Source organism: Pandoraea sp. B-6 (assembly GCF_000282835.1).
In the GTDB taxonomy this organism is placed as follows: domain Bacteria; phylum Pseudomonadota; class Gammaproteobacteria; order Burkholderiales; family Burkholderiaceae; genus Pandoraea; species Pandoraea cepalis.
The window spans coordinates 115,309-138,722 of sequence record NZ_KB290495.1 but is presented as its reverse complement, the minus strand read 5'-3'; the positions used below and the strand labels follow the sequence as shown (position 1 = coordinate 138,722).

The window sequence follows — 23,414 nt, the reverse complement described above, 5'->3', positions numbered from 1 at the left end:
CGGACACGCTTAGCGCTCGCCATCCGACGCGGTGCCCGCGGCAAAGCGCATCGGTACGGCGTCGACGCGCGACTCGACCGTGAACGGCGCAACTGGCGGGGCGCCAGCGGGCCAACGCACGGCGAAGCGGCGCGTCTGCCCCGCGAGGACATAACCGAGCAGGCCGCGCGTCAACTGGACGCTGCGCCCGGAGGCGTCCAGCACGCGCGTGGCGCCAAGTTGCGCATGCCGTTCGCCATCGTTGTGCACCTCCAGTTCGCCTTGGGTGATGCGCACATCGAAGCGCAACGACGGCGCCCGCGCATCGCTTGCCTGCACGAACACCGGCAAGGAGTAACGCAGGCGGATCGAGATGCCCTCGACCGGCGTGGCACCGGTGGAGGGCAGTTCGTCGACGAGTAGCCGGTAGCTCTGCTCTTGCGGCTCGGCGACCTGCGCCATGCGCACGAGCCGCACGATCTGCCGCTCGCCGGGTTCGATGCGCAGGATCGGCGGGCTGGCGACGAGCGCGTCGCTCGGGGTGAGCACGTTGTCGCCATGGCGCTGCGTCCACGCAAACAGCCGGAGCTGACCGTGAATCGGCACGTCGCCGGAGTTGCCCAGCGTCAGCGTGGTGGCCGGCTGCGTGGGCAGGAAATTGACGATGACCGGCGAGACTTGCAGCGTGGCGCCGTTGCCGTCGGTCACGTACAGCGTCAACAGCGCGACGAACGCGCCGCCGCAAGCGTAGGCCGTTGGGCGGCGAACGGCGGGGCGCATGGGGCTTCTTGGGCGCATGATCGATCCCGTTTCTCAGAAGTACACCGTGGCGGTGACCGTCGACGAATAGACGTCCGGGGCCGGCATCGTGGCCGAGAGCGTCGCTTGTCCGTAGACCGTATGCACCTTCACCGCGCCGGTGCCCGAATCGCTCAACGTATTCGCCCCCTGCGTGTTGCCCCACGGCGTCGCGTAGCCGGCGTCCTGATAGAGGCCGAACGGAATGGTGGTGGTATTGCCGGAGAGGGTGCCCGCCAGCAGACGATCCGCCTCCGTCGAGTTCGGCACCGTACCGGCATTCAGCCCGATGTTGTACCCCGTCGTCGCCGTGCAGGTCACGCTCAGCGACGACGTACTTGCCACCGGTCCGGTCGCGGATCCCTGCACCGCGTTGAACGTCATCGGTGTGGCGGCAATGGTACAGCCAGGGAGAATCGTCAATTGCACTCGCATTTGCGCCGTCGCCGACCCGTTGGTATAGACGGCGGCGCGTGCCGGCGCGCCGTGCGCCAGCAGGTAGACGATTCCGGAAAGGGCCAGGCACAGTAGAGATCGATGCATCGTCATTCTCCTTTGGAGTCCTATGGGAGGTTGCGGAAGTGAGACTCGGGAACTACGCAAATCGCGTCTGTTCTAACGTCCTTCGCGGCCGCTTTTTACGTAGTCTATGAAGGTATTTGCCTGATTTCGGCGTTGACGAAAGGCTTTCGGAATCATCCCATCTTCACGGCGGGACGCCGCACGTCACGTATCGACCGAATACGCGCAAAGCGCATGTATCAGCATGACGCAGTGCGCACGGCGCTGTCCCCGTCGACATCGTCTGGGGAACGCAATGGCGCAAGTTTCATCCCATGGATGAGCGGTTGCCTCGTTGCTGGCGGCGTTGGCAAGGCGAAATTCCCGCGGAGGCGAGTGCTGGCGCGACGAGAAAATGGCGGCGCGATGATGTCAATCAAAGCGCGTGAGGATGGCACTCGACGACGCGCATATTTCACTTGATCTCGAAAGTAAGCAGTCTCTAGAATGACTTGGTGCTATGCATCGGACATCCTTTGCGCCAACGGAGTGATATAGGCCATCGCGCTGCGGCCCCTGTGCCTGTAGGTGTCGTCGGTGATGGCAGGCTTCACGTTGCGGGGCGTCACGCACGGCGCGTCGCAATCCCGCTCGGACATCGGCTGACGTGGTCACGCCGAGGTGCCGAGTCTTGCGCGGTTCCCTTCGTCCGCATGGGGTGGTCTGCGACGCCCCGATGCCGACGCCTTCCCCGGCAGCCCGCGGGCTGCCAGACGTCAGGAGTGTGAAATGGCTCTGAATCATACGCGTAACACCCTCGGTGAAAAGATTCGTATCGAATCGGTCAACCTGCTGAATCGCGGACTGGTCAACGGCATCGACGTCCAGCGGCAGGCCAAGCAAGCGCACTGGAACGTGCACGGTCCGGGCTTCATCGAGCTGCACTTGCTGTTCGACGACGTCTACAACGCGGCCCTCGAATGGGCCGACCTGTGTGCGGAACGCCTGGTTGCCCTTGGCGGTGTGGCCGACGGTCGCGTGAAGTCCGTTGCCGAGAAGACCGAACTGCCGGTCTACAAGAACGAATTCAAACGCGGTCTCGATCACGCGGCCGCGCTGGCCGAAGCGCTCGCGGCCTACGGCGAGATCATTCGCGGCCTGATCGACGCCTCGGCAGAGATCGGCGACGCTACGACGTCGGACGTCTTCACGGAAATCTCGCGTGGCGTGGACGACCATCTCTGGAAGGTCGAAGCGCACCTGCGGGGCGACTAATGGCGATGACGACGGGCGCCCTTGCGGGAGCCCGGTCGCAGCCCCGCTAGACCGCCTGCCCGCGAAGCGACAACGAACGCGCGCCCCGGCCATGCCCGGTGCGCGCGTTCGCATGCGTTCCTCTCGATCCACCCGGAGTTTCCATGACCACGCGTAATCTGAGCCAGATGTTCGCGCCGAAGTCGGTTGCCGTGATTGGTGCGTCGCTGCGCGAGCGGCGAGTGGGCACGACGGTGCTGAAAAACGTCATCGACGGCGGCTTCAGGGGCGAGATCTATCCGGTCAACCCGAAGTATTCGACGCTCGCGAATCTCAAGTGCTATCGCGACATCGGCGAATTGCCGCACGCCCCCGATCTGGCGGTGATCTGTACGCCGCCGGCGACCGTGCCCGACTTGATTCGTGAGCTCGGCGATCGCGGCACGCGTGCCGTCGTGGTGTTGACCTCGGGGCTTGCCCGCGAACGCGATCGCCACGGCGTGACACTACAGGAGCGCATGCTCAAGCATGCGAAGCCGCATGTGCTGCGCGTCCTTGGACCGAATTGCATCGGGCTGCTCAGTCCCGGTATCGGGCTGAACGCCAGCTTCTCACATATGGGGGCGCGCGAGGGCAAGCTCGCCTTTGTGTCGCAATCGGGCGCGCTCACCACGGCGGTGCTCGACTGGGCCGATGCGCGCGAGATCGGCTTCTCGCATTTCGTCTCGCTGGGCGACAGTGCCGATGTGGACTTCGGCGACATGCTCGACTATCTGGCGAGCGATCCCGGCACGGACGCCATCCTGATGTACATGGAATCGATTCGGCACGCGCGCAAGTTCATGTCCGCCGCACGTGCTGCGGCCCGCAACAAGCCGGTGGTCGTCATCAAGTCGGGGCGGGTGCCGGAAGGCGCGCAAGCCGCAGCGTCGCATACAGGGGCACTGGCGGGCTCGGACGATGTCTACGACGCGGCGATCCGGCGGGCGGGCATGTTGCGCGTCGACACGACCGACGACCTGTTTGCGGCGGTGGAGACGCTGGCACGGCTGCGCCCGTTCTACGGAGACAAGCTGTCGATCATGACCAACGGCGGTGGCGCCGGGGTGATGGCCACCGACGCCCTCGTGCTCGATGGCGGCAAGCTGGCACATCTGACCGACAAGACGCGCGCCGCCCTCGACGCCGTGCTGCCGACAACGCTCGGCCGTGTGAACCCGGTGGACATCGGCGGCGATGCCGATCTGGCGCGCTATACGGCCACCTTGGAAGCGTTGTGCGAAGATCCCGACACGGCGGCCGTGCTGTTTATTCAAGCGCCCACGGCGGTCATGCCGAGCCTGGACGTGGCGAACGGCCTTGCCGCGCTGCCGAAGCCGTCGAAGAACGTGTTCACGTGCTGGCTGGGCGGTGAGACGGCCGAGCGTGCGCGGCGCATTTGCCGCGAAGCCGGATGGCCGACATACGACACGCCCGAGAACGCCGCCCGCGCGTTTCTGGAAGCCGTCAACTATCGTCGCAACCAGTCGCTGCTGATGGAAACGCCGCCGTCGATCCCGCCCGGTTTCGCGCCCGACGTGGCCCGCGTGCGCGCAATGGTCGAGCGCGCCATGGGCGAGGGCCGGGCATTGCTCACCGAGCCCGAAGCGAAGGGCGTGTTGGCCGCGTACGGCATTCCGGTCGTGGAGACGCTCGTCGCCACGACCCCCGAGCAAGCGGGCGAACTGGCGCAAGGGATCGGTTTCCCGGTCGCGGTCAAACTGATTTCGCCGGACATCACGCACAAGTCGGACGTTGGCGGCGTGGTGCTCAATATCGAATCGGCCGAGCAGGCACGCGAGGCGGCGTGCCAGGTTCGCAAGCGTGCGCTCGCGGCCAAGCCGGAGGCGCGCGTAACGGGCTATTCCGTGCAGCGCATGGCCAACGGCGCGGAGGCGTTCGAATTGATCGTCGGGGTGGCGACGGACAACGTGTTCGGTCCGGTACTGCTCTTCGGGCAGGGCGGCACGGCGGTGGAAGTGATCGCCGATCGTACGATCGGTCTGCCGCCGCTCAACCTCAATCTCGCGCGCGACATGGTGGCGCGCGCGCGCGTGGCGAAGCTGCTCGCCGGCTATCGCAACCGACCGGCTGCCGATCACGAAGCCATCTACCTCACGCTCGTGAAGCTCTCGCAACTGGTGTGCGACGTGCCCGAGATCGCGGAGCTCGACATCAATCCGTTGTTCGCCGACGCGCACGGCGTGCTCGCGCTCGACGCACGTATCGTGGTGCGGCCGCCTGCCTTGCCGGGCCACGGGCGCCTGGCGATCCGTCCCTATCCGCAGGAACTGGAGTCTACCGTGGATGCGGGAGGCAGGCCGGTGCGGGTGCGTCCGATCCGGCCGGAGGACGAGCCGGCCTATAAAGCATTCTTCCACACGCTCACGCCACAGGACGTGCAGTTCCGTTACTTCGGCCTGATCAAGGAACTGTCGCATTCGCAGATGGCACGTGTGACGCAGATCGACTACGACCGTGCGATGACGTTCGTCGCCACGGAAAAGGACGAAGCGGGCAACGCGTGTCTGCTCGGCGTGGTGCAGGCGCTCGCCGATCCGGACAACACGGTGGCCGAGTTCTCCGTGACAGTGAGCCCTCAGGCGCAAGGGCGCGGCCTCGGGCGGGCGCTCATGGAGCATATCGTCGACTACAGCCGCAAGCGCGGCACCGGGGAACTGATCGGCTATGTGCTCACGGCAAATACGCGTATGCTGACCCTCGCCCGTCATCTCGGCTTTGTCGAGGACAAGGAGATGGAGGCGGGCGTCCTTCATATCCGGCTGCCGCTGCAACGCACGGCGCAGGCGCAGGACACCCGCGGGGCGTGACGGTCGAGGCCGGCCCGCTCACGGTGTCCCGGGCTCGCGCCGGGGGCAGGGCGGTCGCCTAGACCAGGAAGACGAATGCTAGTGAATTGCGTGGCCTATGAGGATGGCCGCAAGATTGCCGATCTGCATCCCGATGAAATCTCGGACTATCTACAGCGCCCGCACTGCTTCGTGTGGGTGGCGCTCAAGGACCCCGGGCCCGGCGAATTGTCGCAGATGCAACATGAGTTCGGTCTGCACGACCTGGCCGTCGAAGACGCGCAGCACGGTCACCAGCGACCCAAGATCGAGCAGTACGGCGACTCGCTGTTCGCCGTGCTGCACGTGCTGAACAAGGATGCCGACGGGGATTTTTCGACGGGCGAGGTGGCGATTTTCGCTGGGCACAACTACGTGCTGTCGGTGCGCTCGAACGCCACGCAGGGGCTCGGCATCGTGCGGGCCCGCGCGGAGAAGGAGCCGAATCTGCTGCGTCAGGGCTCGATCTTCGTGCTCTACGCGCTCATGGATGCCATCGTCGATAGCTACTTCCCGGTGCTCAACGAACTCGAGGCACAGCTCGAAGCGATCGAGGAGCAGATCTTCACGCCGAATGCCCCCGCGAAGGGACGCGCGATCATCGAAGACCTGTATCAACTCAAGCGCCGGCTCATTACACTGCAGCACGCTTGCGTGCCGCTGATGGAGGCGGTCAGCAAGCTGTTCGGGGCGATGGCGCCCAAGCTCTGTGGCGGCATGCAAGAGTATTTTCGCGACGTCTTCGACCATCTTCAGCGCATCACGAAGAATATCGATCTGCTGCGCGAAATGGTCACGACCGCGCTGTCGGTCAATCTCGGCATGATCTCGCTGTCTGAGAACGAGACAACCAAGCGCTTGGGTTCATTTGCGGCGCTCTTCGCCGTGCCCACGATGATCGCGGGAATCTACGGCATGAACTTCGCCGATATCCCCGAACTGAAGTTCCAGTACGGCTACCCCCTGTGCATTGCCGTGATGATCGCCATCGATGCGCTGCTGTTCGTCAAGTTCCGCAAGGCCGGCTGGCTGTGACGACGGGGCCGCGAGCGGGCGCCGATATGAGCGTTTCCTGTACGTCCCCATGCACGGCGTCTATGTCAGACGCATGTTGCGATGTCCCCTTCGGCAGCCCTGTTGCCCGGTGGCAACGCGCCTCGTGGATGCCGCATTTTCTGCCGTGACCGGCGTGGAATATTTGCTCTAGAATGCGTGAACGCCGCGTCAGACGGTTGCCAAGGGTTGAGAACAACAAGAAACGCCAGGCAAATAGGGGTCAGATATTGAACGCACCACTCTCGGGGATCCGCGTCATCGAATTCAGTCGTGGCGCGGCCGCTGCTTACTGCGGCTTGTTGCTGGCCGACATGGGCGCAGACGTTATCTTGGTCGACGATCCGGTCGACGACAATGCCAACGACAACTCGAGTCCGCTCGGCGCATCGGCCCAGGTCGGCCTGCGGCGCAACAAGCGCTCCGTCGCACTCGATTTGCTCACGCTCGACGGCCGCAACCTTGCCCATTCGCTGGTGCGTGGCGCGGACGTTGTCGTCGAATGTTTGCCACCGGGAACGCTCGCGCGCGCCGGGCTCGGTTACGACGCGTTGTCGGCCGTACAGCCGCACCTGGTCTACGTGTCGATCTCCGCGTTTGGTCAGGATGGCCCGCGCGCGGCGCCGCAGCCCGGCGTGCCAGCGCTCGACGCGTTGCGAGGCATGCTGGGGGCGTCGCCGGGGGGGCTGGAGCCGCCCCGCGACTTGCCGGTCGCCGATCTGGCCGCGGGACTCTATGCCGCGTTCTCCGTGTCTTCGGCGCTGGTCGCTGCCAAACAGCAAGGCCGCGGTGTTCACATCGACGTGCCGATGCTCGGCACAACGCTTGCCATCGCGTCACTTCACGCGGGTGAGCAGGGCGCGCTAGCCGCGCAGCGCGCCGGGTTGGTGCCCGGGGAGGCGTCGGCCGCCGCCTCCGATGTTGCGCAGGGTACGGAGCGGCATCGATACGGCGGGGCGGGGGCCGCCCCACGAAGCAAGTTTTCGCCGCTGGCAATTGACGACGAGGAGGCCGCGCGCTTCGGTGGGCCGTCGGCACCGTGGCCCACGTTTCGGGCCAGAGATGGCTATTTCGGCATGGATCTCGATGGACAAGCGCATTGGCAGGCGATTTGCGCGCTGATGCATCGCGTCGATCTGCTCGACGATTCGCGTTTCGTCAACGCGCGCGAGCGAGCGCGCCATCAAGCTGCGCTGCGCGACGTGCTGGAAACCGTGTTTGTGCAGGAGGATCGCAGTGAGTGGCTCGCCCGGCTGGTTGCCGTGGGCGTGCCATGTACGGAGATCAGCACCTATTCGCGTGTTCTGGCCGATCCGCAGGTGGCCCATATGGGCTGGGTGCGGCCGGTGGTGTTGCCCAGCGGCGAGACGACTCACACCATCGTTTCGCCCGTCCGGCTTAATGGCCAGCGCCCGGTCACGTATCAGGATCCGCCTGCGCCAGGGGCCCATACGTGCGATATCCTCGCCGAACTCGATGCCGCGGATGGGCCTTCGACCCGGCGCGATGAACCGCCACAAGGCGGGTAACCTTTCCATCGTTGTTTGCGGCTTGCCGCTTCCCGGTACGGCGACGTCTGAATGACGTTGCCTGCTTTGCCCTGCCTGCTTGACGCATCAGGCCTCGCGATTCCCCCACCGATTGGGACTTTTCCGTTGTTTGTAGACTCTATATAATCCATGGTCATAAGCATATGACTAATAGTGATTTGGGCCGCCAAGTCGCTTTCCGCTGGATTCCTTGCCATGTCCCTAGATTTTCTGAGTGCTTCCCCGATGGCTGCTTTGCTCGGGGCCGCGGTCGGCCTCGTGCTGGGTTTGACCGGTGCGGGAGGCGGCATTTTTGCTGTGCCGGCGCTGGTCTTCGGGCTGGGGTGGGGCGTGCCGCAGGCCGGCCCGGTGGCCCTGCTCGCCGTAGGCGCAAGTGCCGCCGTGGGGAGCGCCCATGGACTGCGTGTCGGTCTCGTGCGCTATCGCGCGGCAATGCTGATGGCCGGGATCGGGGTCGCCGTGGCGCCGCTCGGCACGTGGATGGCTCACCGACTGCCGGAACGTTGGCTCGTTGGACTCTTCGCCATCGCAATGATGGTCGTGGCGGTGCGCATGTATCGCGCGTCGCGCGCCGGGACAGCGGGCACCGATAAAGGCACCGATCTGGCGGCGTCGGCCGGTGCCGCGCCGCAACCGCCATGCCGAATGAATCCAGAGACGGGACGGTTGCACTGGACGCGGCGCGTCGCCGCCACGCTCGGCCTCATCGGCGCGGTGTCGGGCTTCGCGTCGGGACTGCTGGGCGTGGGGGGCGGATTCGTGATCGTCCCCGCGTTGCGGCGTTTCACCGACATCACGGTACACGGCGTCGTGGCGACGTCGCTTTTCGTCATCGCGTTGATTTCCGCGGGCACCGTGGCCAACGCCTGGTGGAACGGCATGCATCCGGGCCCCCAAGGGTGGATGTTCGTGGTTGGCGGCATCGTCGGCATGCTGCTCGGGCGCGCCCTGACACCGCACATCGCGGCGTCCAGACTGCAGCAAATCTTCTCGGCACTGATGGCCGCGGTCGCCCTGGGCATGTTCGCCAAAGCCTTCGGCGTCTGACATGCCGCAGCGGCGGTTGTGCCATCGCGCGGCACACGCAGATCCTTCAAAAATCGCTACGCCTTGCGAGTGACTCACGACGTCACTTGCATTCTCGTACCCGCTGCGTACCCATCGTGGTTGACATCCCGGGAATGCATGGAATGAATCTTTCCGTCGCCCGGTTGTCCACTGAGACGTGGTGCTTGCATGACGGGTACGTAATCCGAGTTGTTCCCGCATGGAGGCGCCGCATATTGCGTGCGCTGCGCGCCTCGCATTCGGTAATCCGCCTAATTTGGACTAGGATGTTTCCCATAAGGAGATCCAAAATGGCTGGATTTTGTAGATTTATCCTATATTTCTGCTGGTCGCAAATCAGCGCGTGACGTTGAAGTGTCACGCGGTATGTCGATTGGCTTTGCATCGATGACCACGACATACGTTGACGCTTCGGCGTCCTCCTCGTTCCGCTGTTCGAGTGCCAAGCGAGTCATGGGCCACCTCACTTTTGCTACGCTGACACGCCTGAGCGGCGCCCTTCTGATGACGTGGCTCGCGGGATGCAGCGAATACCAGGCATCGACACCGGGTGTGTCGGCGGCGGGGCAGGCGTCGGAACGCGTCGGCACGCCGCCGTCGGTGGCAGCGCAACTGGCTGCGGCCCCGCGTGTGGTTGAAACGCGGATGCGGCCGGTCGCCGCCGCCGTGGCGATGAGTGCCACGCCGAAGGTCGGTCAGGTGGTGAGCGGGACGTATCGATGGATGGCCGATTGGCCTGAGACCCACAGCGTGCATCAATGGGAAGCGGCGTCGGGACCGACGCGTATTCGCGTTGTCGCACGAGCACGCGAGATGATGCCGTCGGCGGGTTTGCGCGGCGTGCGCCTTCGCTATTGCGTCAAGCCTGTCATGGGCACTGGCGCAGCGCGCTTGACGGGCCACAAGACGTGCTCTGGCTGGACGACGGTCGAGGGTGCGGGCGCCGCCGGCGTTGCCGGATAGCGATGACGTTTCCGGCGCACCGGGCCGGAGGTGGCGATGCGCCGCCGGGTCGCGGCCTGCCGGCGTCCACAGTAGTAACGCGGTTACGCCTTCGTGACCACCGAGTGTGTTGGCTCGACCCACATTCCTCTTTTGGGAAGCCATGACGCGTAGACACGGCGAAGGATCGCGCGCGCCCACGGCTGACTTCTTTTAAAAGGATTCTGCAAAATGATGGTAAAAATTCTGATCGCGGATGATCATCCGATCATCGCCTCGACACTGCGTGAAATGCTGTCCCCGGATCCGGGTTTCCACGTGCTGCCGCCCGTCACCAACTCGACCGAGCTCTTCAAGGCACTGGAGACGAATTCGGTCGACGTGCTGATTACCGACTACTGCATGCCCGGCGGCACCTTTGGCGACGGCCTGGTCATGATCAATCGTGTGCGTCGCAAGTATCCGGACGTCAAGATCATCGTGTTCACCTCGATCGAACAACCGGCCATCATCCACGCGCTCGACAGTTGCGGCGTGCTGGGCGTGATGACCAAGTCCGACGATCTGCGCGAAATCACGGTGTGTGTGGAGCGTTGCCGACGTGGCATGAGCTATCGGGGGGGGCGCGCCGAGCAGATTCTCGAAGAGCAGATGCGCCGCAAGCCGACCGCTCGCCGTCCGCTTTCCCCGAAGGAAATGGAAGTGCTGCGCATGTACCTGGACGGTCTGAACGTGTCGCAGATTGCCGATGCCCTCAAGCGTTCGGCCAAGACGATCAACAATCAGAAACGCATGGCGATGAGCAAGTTGGGCTGCCGTACCGATATGGAGCTGTTCAAGCTGCACGTCTCGAGCCCGGTTCAGTTTTCGCGTCACGGCGAAGTCGAAATGCCGAGCGCCGTCTGAGTTTGACTCGACATACGACATTGGCGTCCGCGTCCGATGCGACGATGACGCGTGACATCGCGATTGCAGGCCGCCTGCTTCGTATCGGTGGCTTGCTGGCCCTGCTTTTTGGTTTGTCGGTCTGGGTCGCTGTGGTGTCCTACGCGTTGTTCGGCATGGTCTGGCAAGGGGGGCAGAAGACGGCGACGTTCTTCGCGACCGTGGGCCACGAGATCCGCGACGTCGAAATTTTCAACGAGCAGGCCAGTACGATGGCGCAAGCCGCACTGGCGAGCAACGTTCGTCCGGGCGGTGTTACACAATCACTCACCGATCGGATTCTGGGCCCGCTGCTTACCATGCCGGTCGGCACGGCGAAGCGCGTTGCCGGCGTGGGGTTCGATGGCGACTTCCAGATTGTCAAGCTGGCGGAGATCCCGGCTGAGCGAGCGCAGCGATTGGCGCGCCTCACCCTTCGGTTGATGATTCTCGATGCCAACTTCTGGAGTGCGCTGGGTGGGCAGGACGAAACCTTCATCATCTCGGCGGACGGCGCGTTTGCCGCTCGCCGTACGTCGTTCGACCTGCAGCCCGTCAGCGCGACGGATCTCGCGCGTGACACCAACGCGACGCTCGCCGAGATCAACAAGGTCGAGCGTTATGCCGCGCGTCGTCCCACGAGCAACGACGGTCCGTTCTGGACCTACAACTACAAAAATGCACTTTCCGGTTTGACGGCGGTCTCGAGCTTCGTGCCAATTCGCGATCTCGACGGTCATCTGATGGCCTACGTCGGCACCACCATGGCGCCCGACAGCATTGTGCCGCCGCGGCTGCGAACGCTGGAGCACACGGGCGAAGCCCTCCAATTGGTGTCGGCGGACGGGTTCGTGGTGGCAAGCGCCGGCGCGTCGCTCTCGTCGTTGGGACATTTGCGTACGCTCGCCACGTTGCCGCTCTTTGGTGACGCGCAAATGGCGGTGCGTTACGACGGCGAGCGTCTGGTCTTCGAGCGTCATCCGGCGTCGTCGCCGTGGTTCGTCCGGTATACCGTTCGTCCGATAGATTTACTGCAGCAAAATGCCACGCTGTTGATCGGCGCCACGTTGCTGTTGTGTCTCTATGCGGCCGCCGTGTACGCCGGGATGCGCTACATGCGCCAACGCATGATCGAGCCGGCGCGTCGACGTACGACGGCCCTGCTCGAACGAGACGCCTTCACGCAAACCCTGATCGAGACGGCCCCCGTCGGCATGGCGATCATCGATCCCTTCGAGCCCAGTGTGGTGATGAGCAATCCTGCGTATGCGGGCACCGTCGATTTGCTACGAAATCTGGGCGATGGCGAGTTGACGCGCATGTACCGCCAACTGCACAGCGGTGTGGTGGCGCGTCCGGTGCGGCGTTTGCTGAGCGCGATCGACGACGCCGGCGAGCGTCACTACGCCGTGAGCTTCGTCGATACTGTCTTTCGTGAACAGTCGGTGCTCATCGCCACACTGTCCGACGTGACAGAGCAACGCCGCTTCGAACTGGAGCAACGCAAGGCGCGGCTTGCCGCCGAGAGCGCCAATCGCGCCAAGGATGTCTTCCTGACGACCGTTAGCCACGAAATGCGTACGCCGTTGTATGGCACGCTCGCGTCGCTTGAACTGTTGAGCGCGCAGCGTCTGGGCGAAGATCATCGGTATTACGTCGATGTGATGGAAAGCTCGACGCGCAATCTGCTCGATCTCATCAACGATCTGCTGGACTATTCTCGGATTCAGGTCGGTCGCTTCGAACTGAATGGCCGCGATGGCTTGTTGCTCAAGGAGCTCGAAGCCATCGGCTTGTCGTTCACGGGCCGTGCGCGGTTGCAGGGACTCACGCTGGACTGGATGATCGACCCGCAGCTCTCGCGTGCCGTGCATACCGATGCGCTGCGACTCGGACAGGTCGTGACAAATCTTGTCGGCAATGCCATCAAGTTCACCGAGAAAGGGTACGTCGCCTTCAGCGCCATGGTGACGCGCACTGACCCTCAGGGCTGTGACGTGGCCTTCACGGTCAGCGACAGTGGCGTTGGCATTGCGCCTGCCGATCTGGCGGACTTGTTCCGGCCGTTCGGCAAGAGTACGTCGGAGCCGGGCATGCAGCACGGCACCGGCCTGGGGCTCGCGATCTCGCATCAGTTCGTGGGTATGCTCGGCGGCGTGCTGCAGGTCGACAGTCAGGAGGGCGAGGGCACGACAATGCGCTTCACGCTCCGTCTGCCCTGGGCGTCGGACAGCGAGATGTTGCCCGTCGTCGGGAGAGGCGAGACGTTTGCGTATGTGAGCGGACTCGCTCGCCGCCATGCGTATCTCGACGCATTGATTCGTCGGGCGGGTTACCTGCCGGTCAGATATGACGACGCGGTATCGTGGTCTTCGGGCAGTGGCCGCGTTCAGGACGCGGGCTTGCTCATGTTTGCCGACGAATGGCCGGTGCGCGGTATGGCGGGCTCGGAGGTGTATCTGCTGCGCTCGACGCCGGCCGATCGTCCGGCCGGCAGCGCCCCCGCGTGGCCGCGCGACATCGCGTTGTTCCAGCAGGCGGAGCTCTGGGATGCGCTCGGCCTCGTGTCGGCGCCCGGGCTTGCCGCGAGCGGTGACTTGCCGGGCGCCCCCGGCGCGCAGGCGCGTATCAAGCCGTTGGCCGGGTGGTACGTGCTTGTCGCGGACGATCATCCGATCAGCGGCATGTTGCTGTCCCGGCAGTTGGAAGGACTGGGCGCGATGGTCGATTGCTATCACGACCCGCGCGAGGCACTTGACGCGTTCGATGCGGAATCCCACATGCTGGTGATCACCGATGCCAACATGCCGCACCTCTCCGGGCATGCGTTGGCTACGCAGATCAAGGCGCGCGCGGCCCATGTGCCGGTGATCGTCGCGACGGCCGACGTCACAATGCGCACCGACCGCGACGAGACGTCCCCGTTCGACGCCATCGTCTACAAGCCGGTGGATGCGCGCTCGTTGTTGCGCGTGATTGAACGGATACGGGCGCGCTATCCCTCGCTGTGCGTGGACATCGCGCCGCTTCCAGCGTCATCGGACCTGATCGACGGCGGACCGACGCCGTCCTCCGACTCGACATCGGCGAAGGACTGGCGGCCACCGCTGTCCGACATGCTCGACACGTTCGTGAAGATTGCCGATCAGGACATCGCCAATTGCCGGGCAGCGTTGGTCGACCCATCGCGCGACACTCTCCGTCATTCCGCGCATCGTTTGCGGGGCGGTTTCATGGCATTCGGGCTGAGTTCGCTGGCATCGCTCGCGGCGCAGGTGGAGCATCTGGCGCCCCAGGCGTCCGTCGGACAGATGGAATCGGCGTTCGAAGTGCTCGACGCCGCGTGGAACGACTGGCTGCGTGCGCAGGGACATGCCATTGCCAACGACGCCTGACGGCAGCGTCAGGCGCTCGTCGTCACGACTCGGCGAAGTGCTCCGAAATCAATTGGCGTAGCCACTGATTCCCGCCGTCCTGATGGTAGCGACGGTGCCAGAACACATTCGTTTGCAGCGCGGGCAGCCGGAGCGGCGGTTTGACGAAGCGCAGCCCGAACGGCGCGGCGGCACGCTCTGCAAACTTCTGCGGCACGGTGACCACGAGATCATTGACGCTCACGACGTACGGCACGGCGATGAAGTGGGGGACCCAGACATTCGCGTCGGCCCCGAAGCCGGCCTGCGCCAGCAGTTGATTCACGCGCGCATAAGGATTGTCGCCCGTGGCGACGAACAGATGGCGTGCGGCCTGGAATTCCGCCAGCCCTGCATGCGGCGTGTCGAGCGCGTGGCCGATGCGGAACAGGCTCACATACTGCTGACGGAACAACCGGCGCTGGAAAAATGGCCCGGTCAGATCGTCGAACGCGCCCACCGCGAGGTCGATGCGCCCCGACGCCATGGCGTCCTTCAGGTCGGGCAACGTCGTTCGGACGGTGCGCAGGTGTACCCCAGGCGCAAGCCGGGTGCATAGATCGACGAGCGTCGGCATGAAGTACACCTCCCCCACATCCGTCATTGCCAACGTAAACTCCCGCTGACTGCTCGCCGGATCGAACGCCTCCCGGTGATTAATGGCGCGCGAGATGCCGGCCAGGGCCACCGAGACAGGCTCGGCGAGCGCCTCGGCGAACGGCGTGGGTTGCATGCCCGCGCCGGTGCGTGTGAAGAGTTCATCGTCGAACGTCTGCCGCAGGCGGGCCAACCCGTTGCTGACTGCGGGTTGAGACAGCCCCAATTCGCGTGCGGCCTGAGAAATGCTCCGATGCGTGAGTACCGCCTGAAAGACGACCAACAGGTTCAAATCGACGTCGCGTAAGGAAATCATGAGGCGGCGATATTATTCGCGTTATGAATAGAGTGGATTCGTCTATTTATATCGCAAAATGTCATCGCTTGTCGGACAATATTTCCATTCGACATCAGGAGACGAGGCTACTTATGCGTCAAGCAGATCAAATACAGGGGGAGCTGGGCTACCTGTCCGGTTTTGGCAACGAGTTCGCGACCGAAGCATTGCCCGGTGCGCTGCCTGTCGGGCAGAACTCTCCGCAGCGTGCGCCGTACGGCCTGTATGCGGAACAGCTCTCGGGCACGGCGTTCACGGCACCGCGTGGTCATAACCGTCGCTCGTGGGTGTATCGCATTCGTCCTGCCGCGATGCACAAGCCGTTCACCGCCGTCGCTGCGTCGCGCTGGCTGAGCCGTTTCGACGACGTGCCGACGCCCCCGGACCAGTTGCGTTGGGACCCACTGCAGATGCCCGAGGCGCCGACCGATTTCGTCGACGGCATGGTGACGATGGCCGGCAACGGCAGCCCGGATGCCGGGCGCGGTTGCGGCATTCATCTGTACGCGGCGAACCGGTCGATGGACGGCCGCTTCTTCTACAACGCCGACGGCGAGTTGCTCGTCGTGCCGCAGGAAGGCCGTTTGCGGATTGCGACGGAATTCGGTGTGCTCGACGTGGCGCCCTACGAAATCGCCGTGCTGCCGCGTGGCGTGCGCTTCCGTGTGACGCTGCCCGATGGCCGCGCGCGCGGCTATGTATGCGAGAACTATGGCGCGTTGTTCCGTCTGCCGGATCTCGGTCCGATCGGCTCGAACGGCCTGGCGAATCCGCGCGACTTCCTCACGCCCGTGGCGGCCTATGAGGATGTCGAAGGCGACTTCGAGCTGGTGGCGAAGTTTGGCGGTGCGCTGTGGCGTGCCGACATCGGTCATTCGCCGCTTGACGTTGTGGCCTGGCATGGCAACTATGCGCCCTACAAGTACGATCTGCGTCACTTCAACACGATCGGATCGATCAGCTTCGACCACCCGGATCCGTCGATCTTCCTGGTGCTGCAATCGCAAAGCAATGCGCCGGGCGTTGACGACATCGACTTCGTGATCTTCCCGCCGCGCTGGCTGGCGATGGAAAACTCGTTCCGCCCGCCCTGGTTCCACCGCAATATCGCCAGTGAGTTCATGGGGCTGATCCAAGGCGTCTATGACGCCAAGGCCGAGGGATTCGTGCCGGGCGGCGCCAGTCTGCACAACTGCATGACGGGCCACGGCCCCGATGCGGACACGTTTGAAAAGGCTTCTGCCGCTGACACGAGCCAGCCGCACAAGGTCGACGCGACGATGGCGTTCATGTTCGAGACGCCGGCGATCATCCGCCCCACACGCTTCGCGCTGGAGACCAAGCAGCGGCAGGACAACTACTACACCTGCTGGCAAGGGTTGAAGAAGCACTTCAACCCGAACCAGAAGTAAGCGGCCTCGCGTCGCAACGTCGCCAACCCCTGACACGGCCGGCCGCACCCTTCGATGGTGCAGCGCCGGCCGATGCGCTGTCTCAAACGAGGAATTCCCTATGTCAGCACTCCCACAAAGCTGGGTCGCGTCCGCCAACACTGGCGTGACCGACTTCCCCCTGCAAAACCTGCCGTACGGCGTGTTCAGCACCGCGTCGCAACCGACGCCGCGTGTTGGCGTGGCCATTGGCGATCAGGTACTGGACCTGGCGGCGCTCGAAGCCGCCGGCGTGCTCAAGGTCGCCGAGGCCGGTGGCGCGACGGTCTTCTCGCAGCCCGCCATCAATGCGTTCGTGGCACTGGGCAGCGCGGCGTGGCGCGCCACGCGCGCGCGCCTGACGTCGCTGCTCGCCGTGGACGGCGATGCCGCCCTGCGTGAAAACGCCGCGTTGCGGGCTCAGGCACTTGTGCCGCTCGCACAGGTCACGTTGCATCTGCCGGTGCAAGTGCCCGGCTACACCGACTTCTATTCGTCGCGAGAGCACGCGACCAACGTGGGCAGCATGTTCCGCGATCCGGCCAACGCGCTGCTGCCGAACTGGTTGGAAATCCCCATCGGCTATAACGGTCGGGCCAGCTCCGTGGTCGTGAGCGGCACGCCGATTCATCGCCCGAACGGACAGATCAAGTTGCCCGATGCGCCGCGCCCGATTTTCGACGCGTGCCGCAAGCTCGACTTCGAACTCGAAACCGGCTTCATCGTCGGTCGTGACACGTCGCTGGGCGACAGCCTGAGCGTGGACGCGGCCGAAGCGGCCATCTTCGGGATGGTGTTGCTCAACGATTGGTCGGCGCGCGACCTGCAGCAGTGGGAATACGTGCCGCTCGGTCCGTTCAACTCGAAGTCGTTCGGCACGTCCATCTCGCCGTGGGTGGTGACGATGGAAGCGCTCGAACCGTTCCGCGTGGCCGGCCCCGAGCAGAATCCGCAGCCGGTCTCGTACCTGCAGCAGCAGGGCAACCATGCCTTCGACATCGCGCTGGAAGTGCTGATGCAAGCCGACGGCGATGCGCAGGCGACGTCCATCTGCCGCACCAACTTCCGTCACATGTACTGGAGCATGGCGCAACAGTTCGCTCACCATACGGTCTCGGGCTGCAATGTGCGCGTTGGCGACCTGATGGGCTCTGGCACGATCAGTGGCCCGACGCCGGACTCGTTCGGCAGCCTGCTCGAACTGACGTGGAACGGCAAGAACCCGATCACGCTGGCCAGCGGCGCGAAGCGCACGTTTATCGAAGACGGCGATACCGTGATGATCGCCGGCTGGTGCCAGGGGAATGGTTACCGCGTGGGCTTCGGCGAGGTCTCGGGTCAGATCCTGCCCGCGAAGGCGAGATAAGCGCGATCGGCGTGAGGTGCGAACGTGTGCCCGGAGGTTTGCCGGGCGTATTGACGGATGCACCCGCGACGCGTCGTTCCGGTTCTCCGGGCGGCGCGTTTGTCGTTTATGGCCCTGGCGAAATCTCGCAGAGGTGAGTGTGATCGAGGTGCGCCTACGACAGTCGTTGCCACCACGGATTGATGCGGCCGACGATCAGGCTTGCACTCACGCGGCAACGCGTGGGCGTATAAGTCAGTTCGTTGCCGACCCGGCGTAACAGCGGCGGGTCGCCGAGGCGGGCTCGGCGCGGCACGCGCGGCGAGCGCTGTGCGCGCGCAACAGGTAGCGGGGAGGCGGTAGCGTGTGACATTTGATACTTCCCGTATTCATGTGAGGACGGGAAGTATTTAGCCACGTCGCGGCGAGCGGCGACAGGTGAAGCAATCCGAAAAATGCGTCCGTTGGGCGTGACAGCCCACCGTCGCAGACCGAGGCAATCATCGATGATTGTCGTCCGGCACTGCCGGGGGCTTGGGCGCCACCGCGCCAGTCGGCGACGCCTCCGGCGCCACCGCGGCGGACGTTGGCGCCGCCGGTGCGCCGCTCGGCGACATCGGCGGACGGGCCAGCCCCTCGTTGATCCACGCGTTCAGCAGCGTATAGGTCACAGCCAGAATCACCGGCCCGACGAACAGGCCAACGATCCCGAACGTCAACATGCCCCCCAGCACCCCCGCGAGAATCAACGTCATCGGCAGATCGGCCCCCCGGCGGATCAACATCGGTCGCATGACGTTGTCCAGCATGCCGATGAAGACCGAGAGCACCAGCAGCAGCGTGGCGAGCGTCGGACTGTCCTGCCAGTAGAGCCACGCCACGCTCGAGAGCAGCACGGGGAACGGACCGATCTGGGCGACACACAGCACCAGCATCAGCGCCGTCAGGAAGCCTGACAGCGGCACCCCCGTCAGCCACAGGCCGAGGCCGCCGAGCAGCGACTGCGTCACGGCCGTGACCACGATCCCGAGCGCCACCGCGCGAATCGACATTCCGGCAAGCCGGACCGATTCTTCTCCCCGATCACCGCCGAGGCGCCGCGCCATGCGAATCAGCGCGCGCGCCGCACGCTCTCCCTGCATGAAGAGAATGCCGGAGATGATCAGCGTGAGGCCAAGGTGAACCACGAGCAGGCCGATCGACCCCAGCTTGGAGAATCCCCACGTCGCCGCCTTGACGGCATAAGGCTGAATCCGCGCGACGAGACCGCCGGGGCCCGCCGCTGCAAGCGCCTGCCACTCTTCGCTGGCGCGTTGGCCGACCACGGGGATGCGGATCAGCCAGTCGGGCGGCATCGGCAGGCCCCGTTGCCCGATGGAGTGCACTTGCTCGCTGATGTCGGACGCGTGCCCGATCAGTGTGCCGATCGCGGCGGACAGCGGCGCGACGACGATCACGAGCATGCCGAAGATCATGACGGTAGTGGCGAGCCACCGTTTGCCCCACAGGCGGCGTTGCAGGCCAACGAGCAATGGCCAGGTGGACGCGACGATCGTCACCGCCCAGATGAATGCCGGCAGAAACGGGAGCAGAACCCATAACGTGCCGATCATCAGCAGGCTGAGCACGAGAATCACGAGCAGGTTACGGGCGAGTTCGCTCGGGGTGGTGGAAAGCATGGGCGCTCCGACAGGCAGGGGGGCGAACGCGCATCAACACGCGTCCGGACGTACTGGTTGCACGAAGTGTGCAGGTGAGAAGCACCATGCCACGGCTGCGCAGGCACGGCAAGTGCGCCGCGCAGGCGCCTCACAGGGGTGTTGTTTCGCGGGGCTCGTCAGCGTCGTCGGATGATGCGCTGGGCCACCTTGTACGGCGCAGCGGTGGGCTCAGCGCGCCGGGCGCCGTCGTCGTGCCGTGTCGGCGCGAACCCGGCGGGCGAAGGCTCGCGTGCCCGTCATCGACGTGGCGGTCGCCTGCGACGGGTGGCGAAGCGGTGTGCGATGCGAGCGGGGCGGGGAGGGCGCGGATGGCGCGTGGCGGCGTTGGGACCTTGTTGTTATTGACTTCCCCGGTCACGGCCCCGTGCGGGCTGTTGGGGCGCATCGACATGGCGCTTGCCGACGATACCCCCGAGTCGGCGATCGTGACCACCGTGATGGTGCTGATCTTCGGTCGCGGCGCACGACGTTCGTGCGCAGTGCGAATGTCCTCGCGCTGCGCGGCGCTGTGGCCGATCGAGAAGATGAGGCCGATGAGACCGTAGAGCACGTTGAGCACCGCAAAGACATGAGCGTCTTCCACCAGACTCGGAGAATCTTCGTCAGGCGCGAGCTGCGTGGCGTTCAGGGCATTGGCGCCGTCGTCCCATCGCGTCGCGTTGTCGCGGCCATGGCCGTGCGCCGAGCCGTCGCCCATCCATGCAAGGTAGTAGAACGTGGCCGTGAGCGCGAACCAGATGAGCCGGGGCGGGGCAGAGCGAAGCATGCCACGGACATCGCGGACGAACGCCTGCAGACTTGCGGGCGCTTCCCGGTCGTCGGGTTCACGTCGCGCGGCCTCGATCAGCAACTCGGCCAGATTGTCCTGCGTGAGGATTTGCAGGCTGGCGTTATGCCGACTCGTGCCCAACTGGTGGATGATCGGCAACAGCGTCAATCCTGGGACGGGCGCCAGTGGAATTTCCAGCGCCGCGTGGAGGGTGTCGCCGAATCGCCGGGTGAAAATCCCGGGAAACCAGCGTGACATGCCGCGTTCGATGCCGTATCGCGCCCCATTGCGCAGCACTCCGTAACAAAACACGAAGCCGAGCACTTGTGCAAAGGCCGCCCGATAAGGGGTCGAGAGGATCGCGCTCAGTCCTTCCAGGTCAGGCGCCGGCGTCGTGCGCGCGATCCGGTTGCGGTACTGCCGCTGGGTCACGTTGAAGCCCGCCGTGCCGAGCAGATTGATCAGCACGATCGCCAGTGCGGCCATCGGCGGCCAGAACGTGGCTTGGGAACGGGTGGGATCGGTCGTCTCAGTCAACAATGAGGCGAGCGTCGAGCCGACGGCGAACGGCAGCGCGTCGCGCAGGGTGCCGATGCAGAACGCGCGCCAGGAGAACACCGGTCGCTGCTCGCGCAAGAGCGCTTCCAGATGATCGCTCACGTCGTCAACGTCGAACCCATGGAGGGCAAGCGTTCGGGCCTGGCGATGCAGATGCGTGTGCAAGGTGTCGTGCCACGGCTGCGTCGCCATGTCGACGGGCGCTGGCAGGCCCTCAGGCCAAGGCGGCGCCAGCGGCGTGCGTGGGGCGCGCCATCCGTTGGTGACGGCGGGCGGACCCAACGCATTCAGGGCCGGCAAGGCAACCTCCTGCCATAGCGCATCGAAGATGCGTAGCGCGCGGCTTGCACCCGGTCCCGCGTACATGTCGATCATGAAGGTGGGAGCGTCGACTGTCGACGGCCGCGTCGGGGTGGGGGGTGCCGAGAACGTCCGAAGTACGGGGCGTGGTGCGAACTCCGCAGACTCTCTGAGCGCGCCTGGGCTCGGGCACGCGTACGTCCGTGTCATGGGCGCGGTCGGCGACCCGGCCGCGAGGCTGGCCTGCGCGGCAGCTTGCTGGGCGCGCGCGAAATCCTCCTCCAGCGGGGTGACGGGCTCGCGTCGCCCGGCGTCGGTCACCTCGGTGGTGGCGAGCGGGGTATCGGACGCAAGAAGGATGGTTGGAAGGCACGAGAAGCAGTTGCGGAGCATGGCGTCGTGGGCAGGACTAGGCCGGCGGCAAGTTGCCGGGCCTCAGGCAGGAAGGGACGAAATGAAGCGGGCGATGCTACCCCCGTCTGTCCTTGACGGCCACGCCTGAACAGTCGTTTGAAGTCGTTCATTCGCGAAGTTGCGTAGTGGCTTCAGGCCAGTCCGCGATGCGCGATCAGGCATTGACCGTGCTTTGCGTCACACGTTACGCATCGGGCACGACCATGACCCCGGCACGCAGTCCGTTCGCGACATCGGGATTGGGGAACACGATGCGTTCCTCCGGATGCGAAACCGTATAGGTGGTCTCGCCGTCGCGCGCCAGCACGGTGCCGGCCACGTAGGGTGTGAAGTTCGGTGTGTCGGCCGGGACGTCGAGCACGAATGCGTCCGTGCGGCGCACGATCTCGGCGGCCACGCGAAAGCGTCGGGCGCGCGGCACCTTGCCGTCATCGCGCTTGCCCATCTGCGCGCCGGACAACCAACGGCGCAGGGCGGCGTCGATGCCGGCAAAATCGTCAAGACGGTTTTGCCCGAAAGGCGCGACTTTTCCCAGCTCGAGCGTGCAGCTCTCGGCGCCGAAGTTCGCACAGGTGTAATACGAGAACGTGACGGACGGCTGCTCGGTCAACATCACCGCTTCGATATCGGCCGCGGCAAGTGTCTCGATCCAGTCGTCGCTTGCTGGACGCTGCGGCGGACTCGGCACCACCGCGAAGCGGGGGAAGAGTGACGCGCGAATCGCCGTGTGCATGTCCACGTGCCGACGCAGGCGGCGTGCGTCGCGCGTCTCGGCGAAGAACTGCGCCACGATCACTTCGAGTTCACGCGCGCGCTGCACGGCGGGCGACTCCGCACGCTTGGCGTGAGCGCCCTGGAACAGCCGGTTCAGGTCGTATTCGAGATAACGCTTGCCGGCACGTACGGCGTCCGGGTTGCCAAGTACGACGAGCACACGCTCGCGCAACGTCAGGCGGCCGTCGGCAATGTCGCGCAGAATGCCGTCAACGATCTCGATCGGGGCGGTTTCATCGCCGTGAATCCCGCACGAGAGGATGGCGTCGAAGCGTTGACCGCCACGCGCGTCGAGCGTGCCGGTGACCTGGTCCGCGTCGGCGGGTGTCAGTTCGAGCACCCCTTCAGCGTGGCGTTGCCAGCGTACGCCACAGGGCTCGATACCTTCGCTGGGGACACTGTCGTGCGATTCGCGCACGTCGCTTAGCCAGTGGCGCAGGGCCGAACGATTGGCGTCGGTCATCATGAAGGATCTCCAGAAATGCAGACTCGTATTTTATGCGCGTCGTTGGCCGGTTCGGTGTATCACGTCGCCCATGCAGGGCAACGCCCTGTACATGCGGTTTTGCCGGTCCGTCCGGCATGCGCACATTGTTCCGGCGGTCGAATCCGTGTCATCATGATCCGCATCGCACGCCGTTCCATCGAGCGTGGCCTTGGGGATTGCCGTTCATGACCGATCTGTACGTCGAAGGTGTCTGGCGCACTGCCAACGGGGCGGAATTCCGCGCGCTCGATCCCATGTCGGGCGATGTCGTGTGGCAGGGCCATGCGGCGGATGCGGCCGATGTCGACGCCG

General features: G+C 64.9%; 17 protein-coding genes. 10 read left to right on the top strand and 7 right to left on the bottom strand.

What is annotated here, in order from left to right; genetic code table 11:
- Positions 1-9: 9 nt before the first annotated feature.
- Positions 10-759 carry a molecular chaperone gene (locus A985_RS24260; protein ID WP_017232248.1) on the bottom strand — a complete coding sequence of 250 codons (750 nt, stop codon included), beginning with the start codon at positions 757-759 and terminating at the stop codon, positions 10-12.
- A 33-nt stretch (positions 760-792) separates the two neighbouring features.
- On the bottom strand, positions 793-1,320 hold the full coding sequence (locus A985_RS0104680) for a spore coat U domain-containing protein (protein ID WP_017232247.1): 528 nt from the start codon (positions 1,318-1,320) through the stop codon (positions 793-795).
- Positions 1,321-2,067: 747 nt separating this feature from the next.
- On the opposite strand from A985_RS0104680, the gene dps reads away from it, so the two are divergent.
- The 8 genes from dps (at position 2,068) to A985_RS0104635 (ending at position 14,352) form a co-directional block, all read left to right on the top strand.
- Entirely contained in the window at positions 2,068-2,553 is a 486-nt protein-coding gene (dps, locus tag A985_RS0104670) for a DNA starvation/stationary phase protection protein Dps (RefSeq protein ID WP_017232245.1), read from the top strand.
- 143 nt (positions 2,554-2,696) lie between these two features.
- Positions 2,697-5,402, top strand: a complete 2,706-nt coding sequence (locus A985_RS0104665) for a bifunctional acetate--CoA ligase family protein/GNAT family N-acetyltransferase (RefSeq protein WP_017232244.1) — start codon at positions 2,697-2,699, stop codon at positions 5,400-5,402.
- Between the two features lie 75 nt (positions 5,403-5,477).
- Positions 5,478-6,455, top strand: coding sequence for a magnesium/cobalt transporter CorA (gene corA / locus A985_RS0104660; protein WP_017232243.1), 978 nt, complete (start codon positions 5,478-5,480; stop codon positions 6,453-6,455).
- Positions 6,456-6,703: 248 nt separating this feature from the next.
- Positions 6,704-8,002, top strand: a complete 1,299-nt coding sequence (locus A985_RS24255) for a CaiB/BaiF CoA-transferase family protein (RefSeq protein WP_017232242.1) — start codon at positions 6,704-6,706, stop codon at positions 8,000-8,002.
- A 216-nt stretch (positions 8,003-8,218) separates the two neighbouring features.
- Positions 8,219-9,070 (top strand): sulfite exporter TauE/SafE family protein, encoded by an 852-nt coding sequence (locus tag A985_RS0104650; protein WP_232424518.1) that lies wholly within the window; start codon positions 8,219-8,221, stop codon positions 9,068-9,070.
- A 474-nt stretch (positions 9,071-9,544) separates the two neighbouring features.
- The gene (locus A985_RS0104645) at positions 9,545-10,054 is read left to right on the top strand and encodes a hypothetical protein (RefSeq protein WP_017232240.1); all 510 of its coding nucleotides are present in this window, start codon (positions 9,545-9,547) and stop codon (positions 10,052-10,054) included.
- 210 nt (positions 10,055-10,264) lie between these two features.
- Positions 10,265-10,939, top strand: coding sequence for a response regulator transcription factor (locus A985_RS24250; protein WP_017232239.1), 675 nt, complete (start codon positions 10,265-10,267; stop codon positions 10,937-10,939).
- 44 nt (positions 10,940-10,983) lie between these two features.
- Positions 10,984-14,352, top strand: a complete 3,369-nt coding sequence (locus A985_RS0104635; RefSeq protein WP_026131656.1) for a hybrid sensor histidine kinase/response regulator — start codon at positions 10,984-10,986, stop codon at positions 14,350-14,352.
- 22 nt (positions 14,353-14,374) lie between these two features.
- On the opposite strand, the gene A985_RS0104630 is transcribed toward A985_RS0104635, so the two are convergent.
- A complete protein-coding gene (locus A985_RS0104630; protein WP_017232237.1) occupies positions 14,375-15,283 on the bottom strand; it encodes a LysR family transcriptional regulator in 909 nt (302 codons plus the stop codon).
- A gap of 113 nt (positions 15,284-15,396) precedes the next feature.
- On the opposite strand from A985_RS0104630, the gene hmgA reads away from it, so the two are divergent.
- Positions 15,397-16,716: a homogentisate 1,2-dioxygenase gene (gene hmgA, locus A985_RS0104625; RefSeq protein WP_017232236.1), complete on the top strand. Its 1,320-nt coding sequence runs from the start codon at positions 15,397-15,399 to the stop codon at positions 16,714-16,716.
- A gap of 100 nt (positions 16,717-16,816) precedes the next feature.
- Positions 16,817-18,100, top strand: a complete 1,284-nt coding sequence (gene fahA, locus A985_RS0104620) for a fumarylacetoacetase (protein ID WP_017232235.1) — start codon at positions 16,817-16,819, stop codon at positions 18,098-18,100.
- A gap of 154 nt (positions 18,101-18,254) precedes the next feature.
- Here the strand turns inward: fahA and A985_RS28065 are convergent, their stop codons facing one another.
- From A985_RS28065 to astE, 4 genes are all read right to left on the bottom strand, one after another.
- On the bottom strand, positions 18,255-18,452 hold the full coding sequence (locus tag A985_RS28065; RefSeq protein ID WP_157211350.1) for a hypothetical protein: 198 nt from the start codon (positions 18,450-18,452) through the stop codon (positions 18,255-18,257).
- A 127-nt stretch (positions 18,453-18,579) separates the two neighbouring features.
- Positions 18,580-19,758: an AI-2E family transporter YdiK gene (ydiK, locus tag A985_RS0104615; RefSeq protein ID WP_017232234.1), complete on the bottom strand. Its 1,179-nt coding sequence runs from the start codon at positions 19,756-19,758 to the stop codon at positions 18,580-18,582.
- Between the two features lie 130 nt (positions 19,759-19,888).
- On the bottom strand, positions 19,889-21,502 hold the full coding sequence (locus tag A985_RS0104610) for a hypothetical protein (RefSeq protein WP_017232233.1): 1,614 nt from the start codon (positions 21,500-21,502) through the stop codon (positions 19,889-19,891).
- A 523-nt stretch (positions 21,503-22,025) separates the two neighbouring features.
- Positions 22,026-23,081 (bottom strand): succinylglutamate desuccinylase, encoded by a 1,056-nt coding sequence (gene astE / locus A985_RS0104600; protein WP_017232231.1) that lies wholly within the window; start codon positions 23,079-23,081, stop codon positions 22,026-22,028.
- Positions 23,082-23,414: the final 333 nt, after the last annotated feature.

Excerpts from the sequence above, each read along its gene's own strand:
- dps (WP_017232245.1), top strand. The coding sequence starts at position 2,068 with ATGGCTCTGAATCATACGCGTAACACCCTCGGTGAAAAGATTCGTATC.
- corA (WP_017232243.1), top strand. The coding sequence starts at position 5,478 with ATGCTAGTGAATTGCGTGGCCTATGAGGATGGCCGCAAGATTGCCGAT.
- A985_RS0104635 (WP_026131656.1), top strand. The coding sequence starts at position 10,984 with ATGACGCGTGACATCGCGATTGCAGGCCGCCTGCTTCGTATCGGTGGC.
- A985_RS0104610 (WP_017232233.1), bottom strand. The coding sequence starts at position 21,502 with ATGATCGACATGTACGCGGGACCGGGTGCAAGCCGCGCGCTACGCATC.
- fahA (WP_017232235.1), top strand. The coding sequence starts at position 16,817 with ATGTCAGCACTCCCACAAAGCTGGGTCGCGTCCGCCAACACTGGCGTG.
- A985_RS28065 (WP_157211350.1), bottom strand. The coding sequence starts at position 18,452 with ATGTCACACGCTACCGCCTCCCCGCTACCTGTTGCGCGCGCACAGCGC.
- A985_RS0104665 (WP_017232244.1), top strand. The coding sequence starts at position 2,697 with ATGACCACGCGTAATCTGAGCCAGATGTTCGCGCCGAAGTCGGTTGCC.
- A985_RS0104630 (WP_017232237.1), bottom strand. The coding sequence starts at position 15,283 with ATGATTTCCTTACGCGACGTCGATTTGAACCTGTTGGTCGTCTTTCAG.
- A985_RS0104680 (WP_017232247.1), bottom strand. The coding sequence starts at position 1,320 with ATGCATCGATCTCTACTGTGCCTGGCCCTTTCCGGAATCGTCTACCTG.
- A985_RS0104645 (WP_017232240.1), top strand. The coding sequence starts at position 9,545 with ATGGGCCACCTCACTTTTGCTACGCTGACACGCCTGAGCGGCGCCCTT.
- A985_RS24260 (WP_017232248.1), bottom strand. The coding sequence starts at position 759 with ATGCGCCCCGCCGTTCGCCGCCCAACGGCCTACGCTTGCGGCGGCGCG.
- astE (WP_017232231.1), bottom strand. The coding sequence starts at position 23,081 with ATGATGACCGACGCCAATCGTTCGGCCCTGCGCCACTGGCTAAGCGAC.
- hmgA (WP_017232236.1), top strand. The coding sequence starts at position 15,397 with ATGCGTCAAGCAGATCAAATACAGGGGGAGCTGGGCTACCTGTCCGGT.
- A985_RS0104650 (WP_232424518.1), top strand. The coding sequence starts at position 8,219 with ATGTCCCTAGATTTTCTGAGTGCTTCCCCGATGGCTGCTTTGCTCGGG.
- ydiK (WP_017232234.1), bottom strand. The coding sequence starts at position 19,758 with ATGCTTTCCACCACCCCGAGCGAACTCGCCCGTAACCTGCTCGTGATT.
- A985_RS24250 (WP_017232239.1), top strand. The coding sequence starts at position 10,265 with ATGATGGTAAAAATTCTGATCGCGGATGATCATCCGATCATCGCCTCG.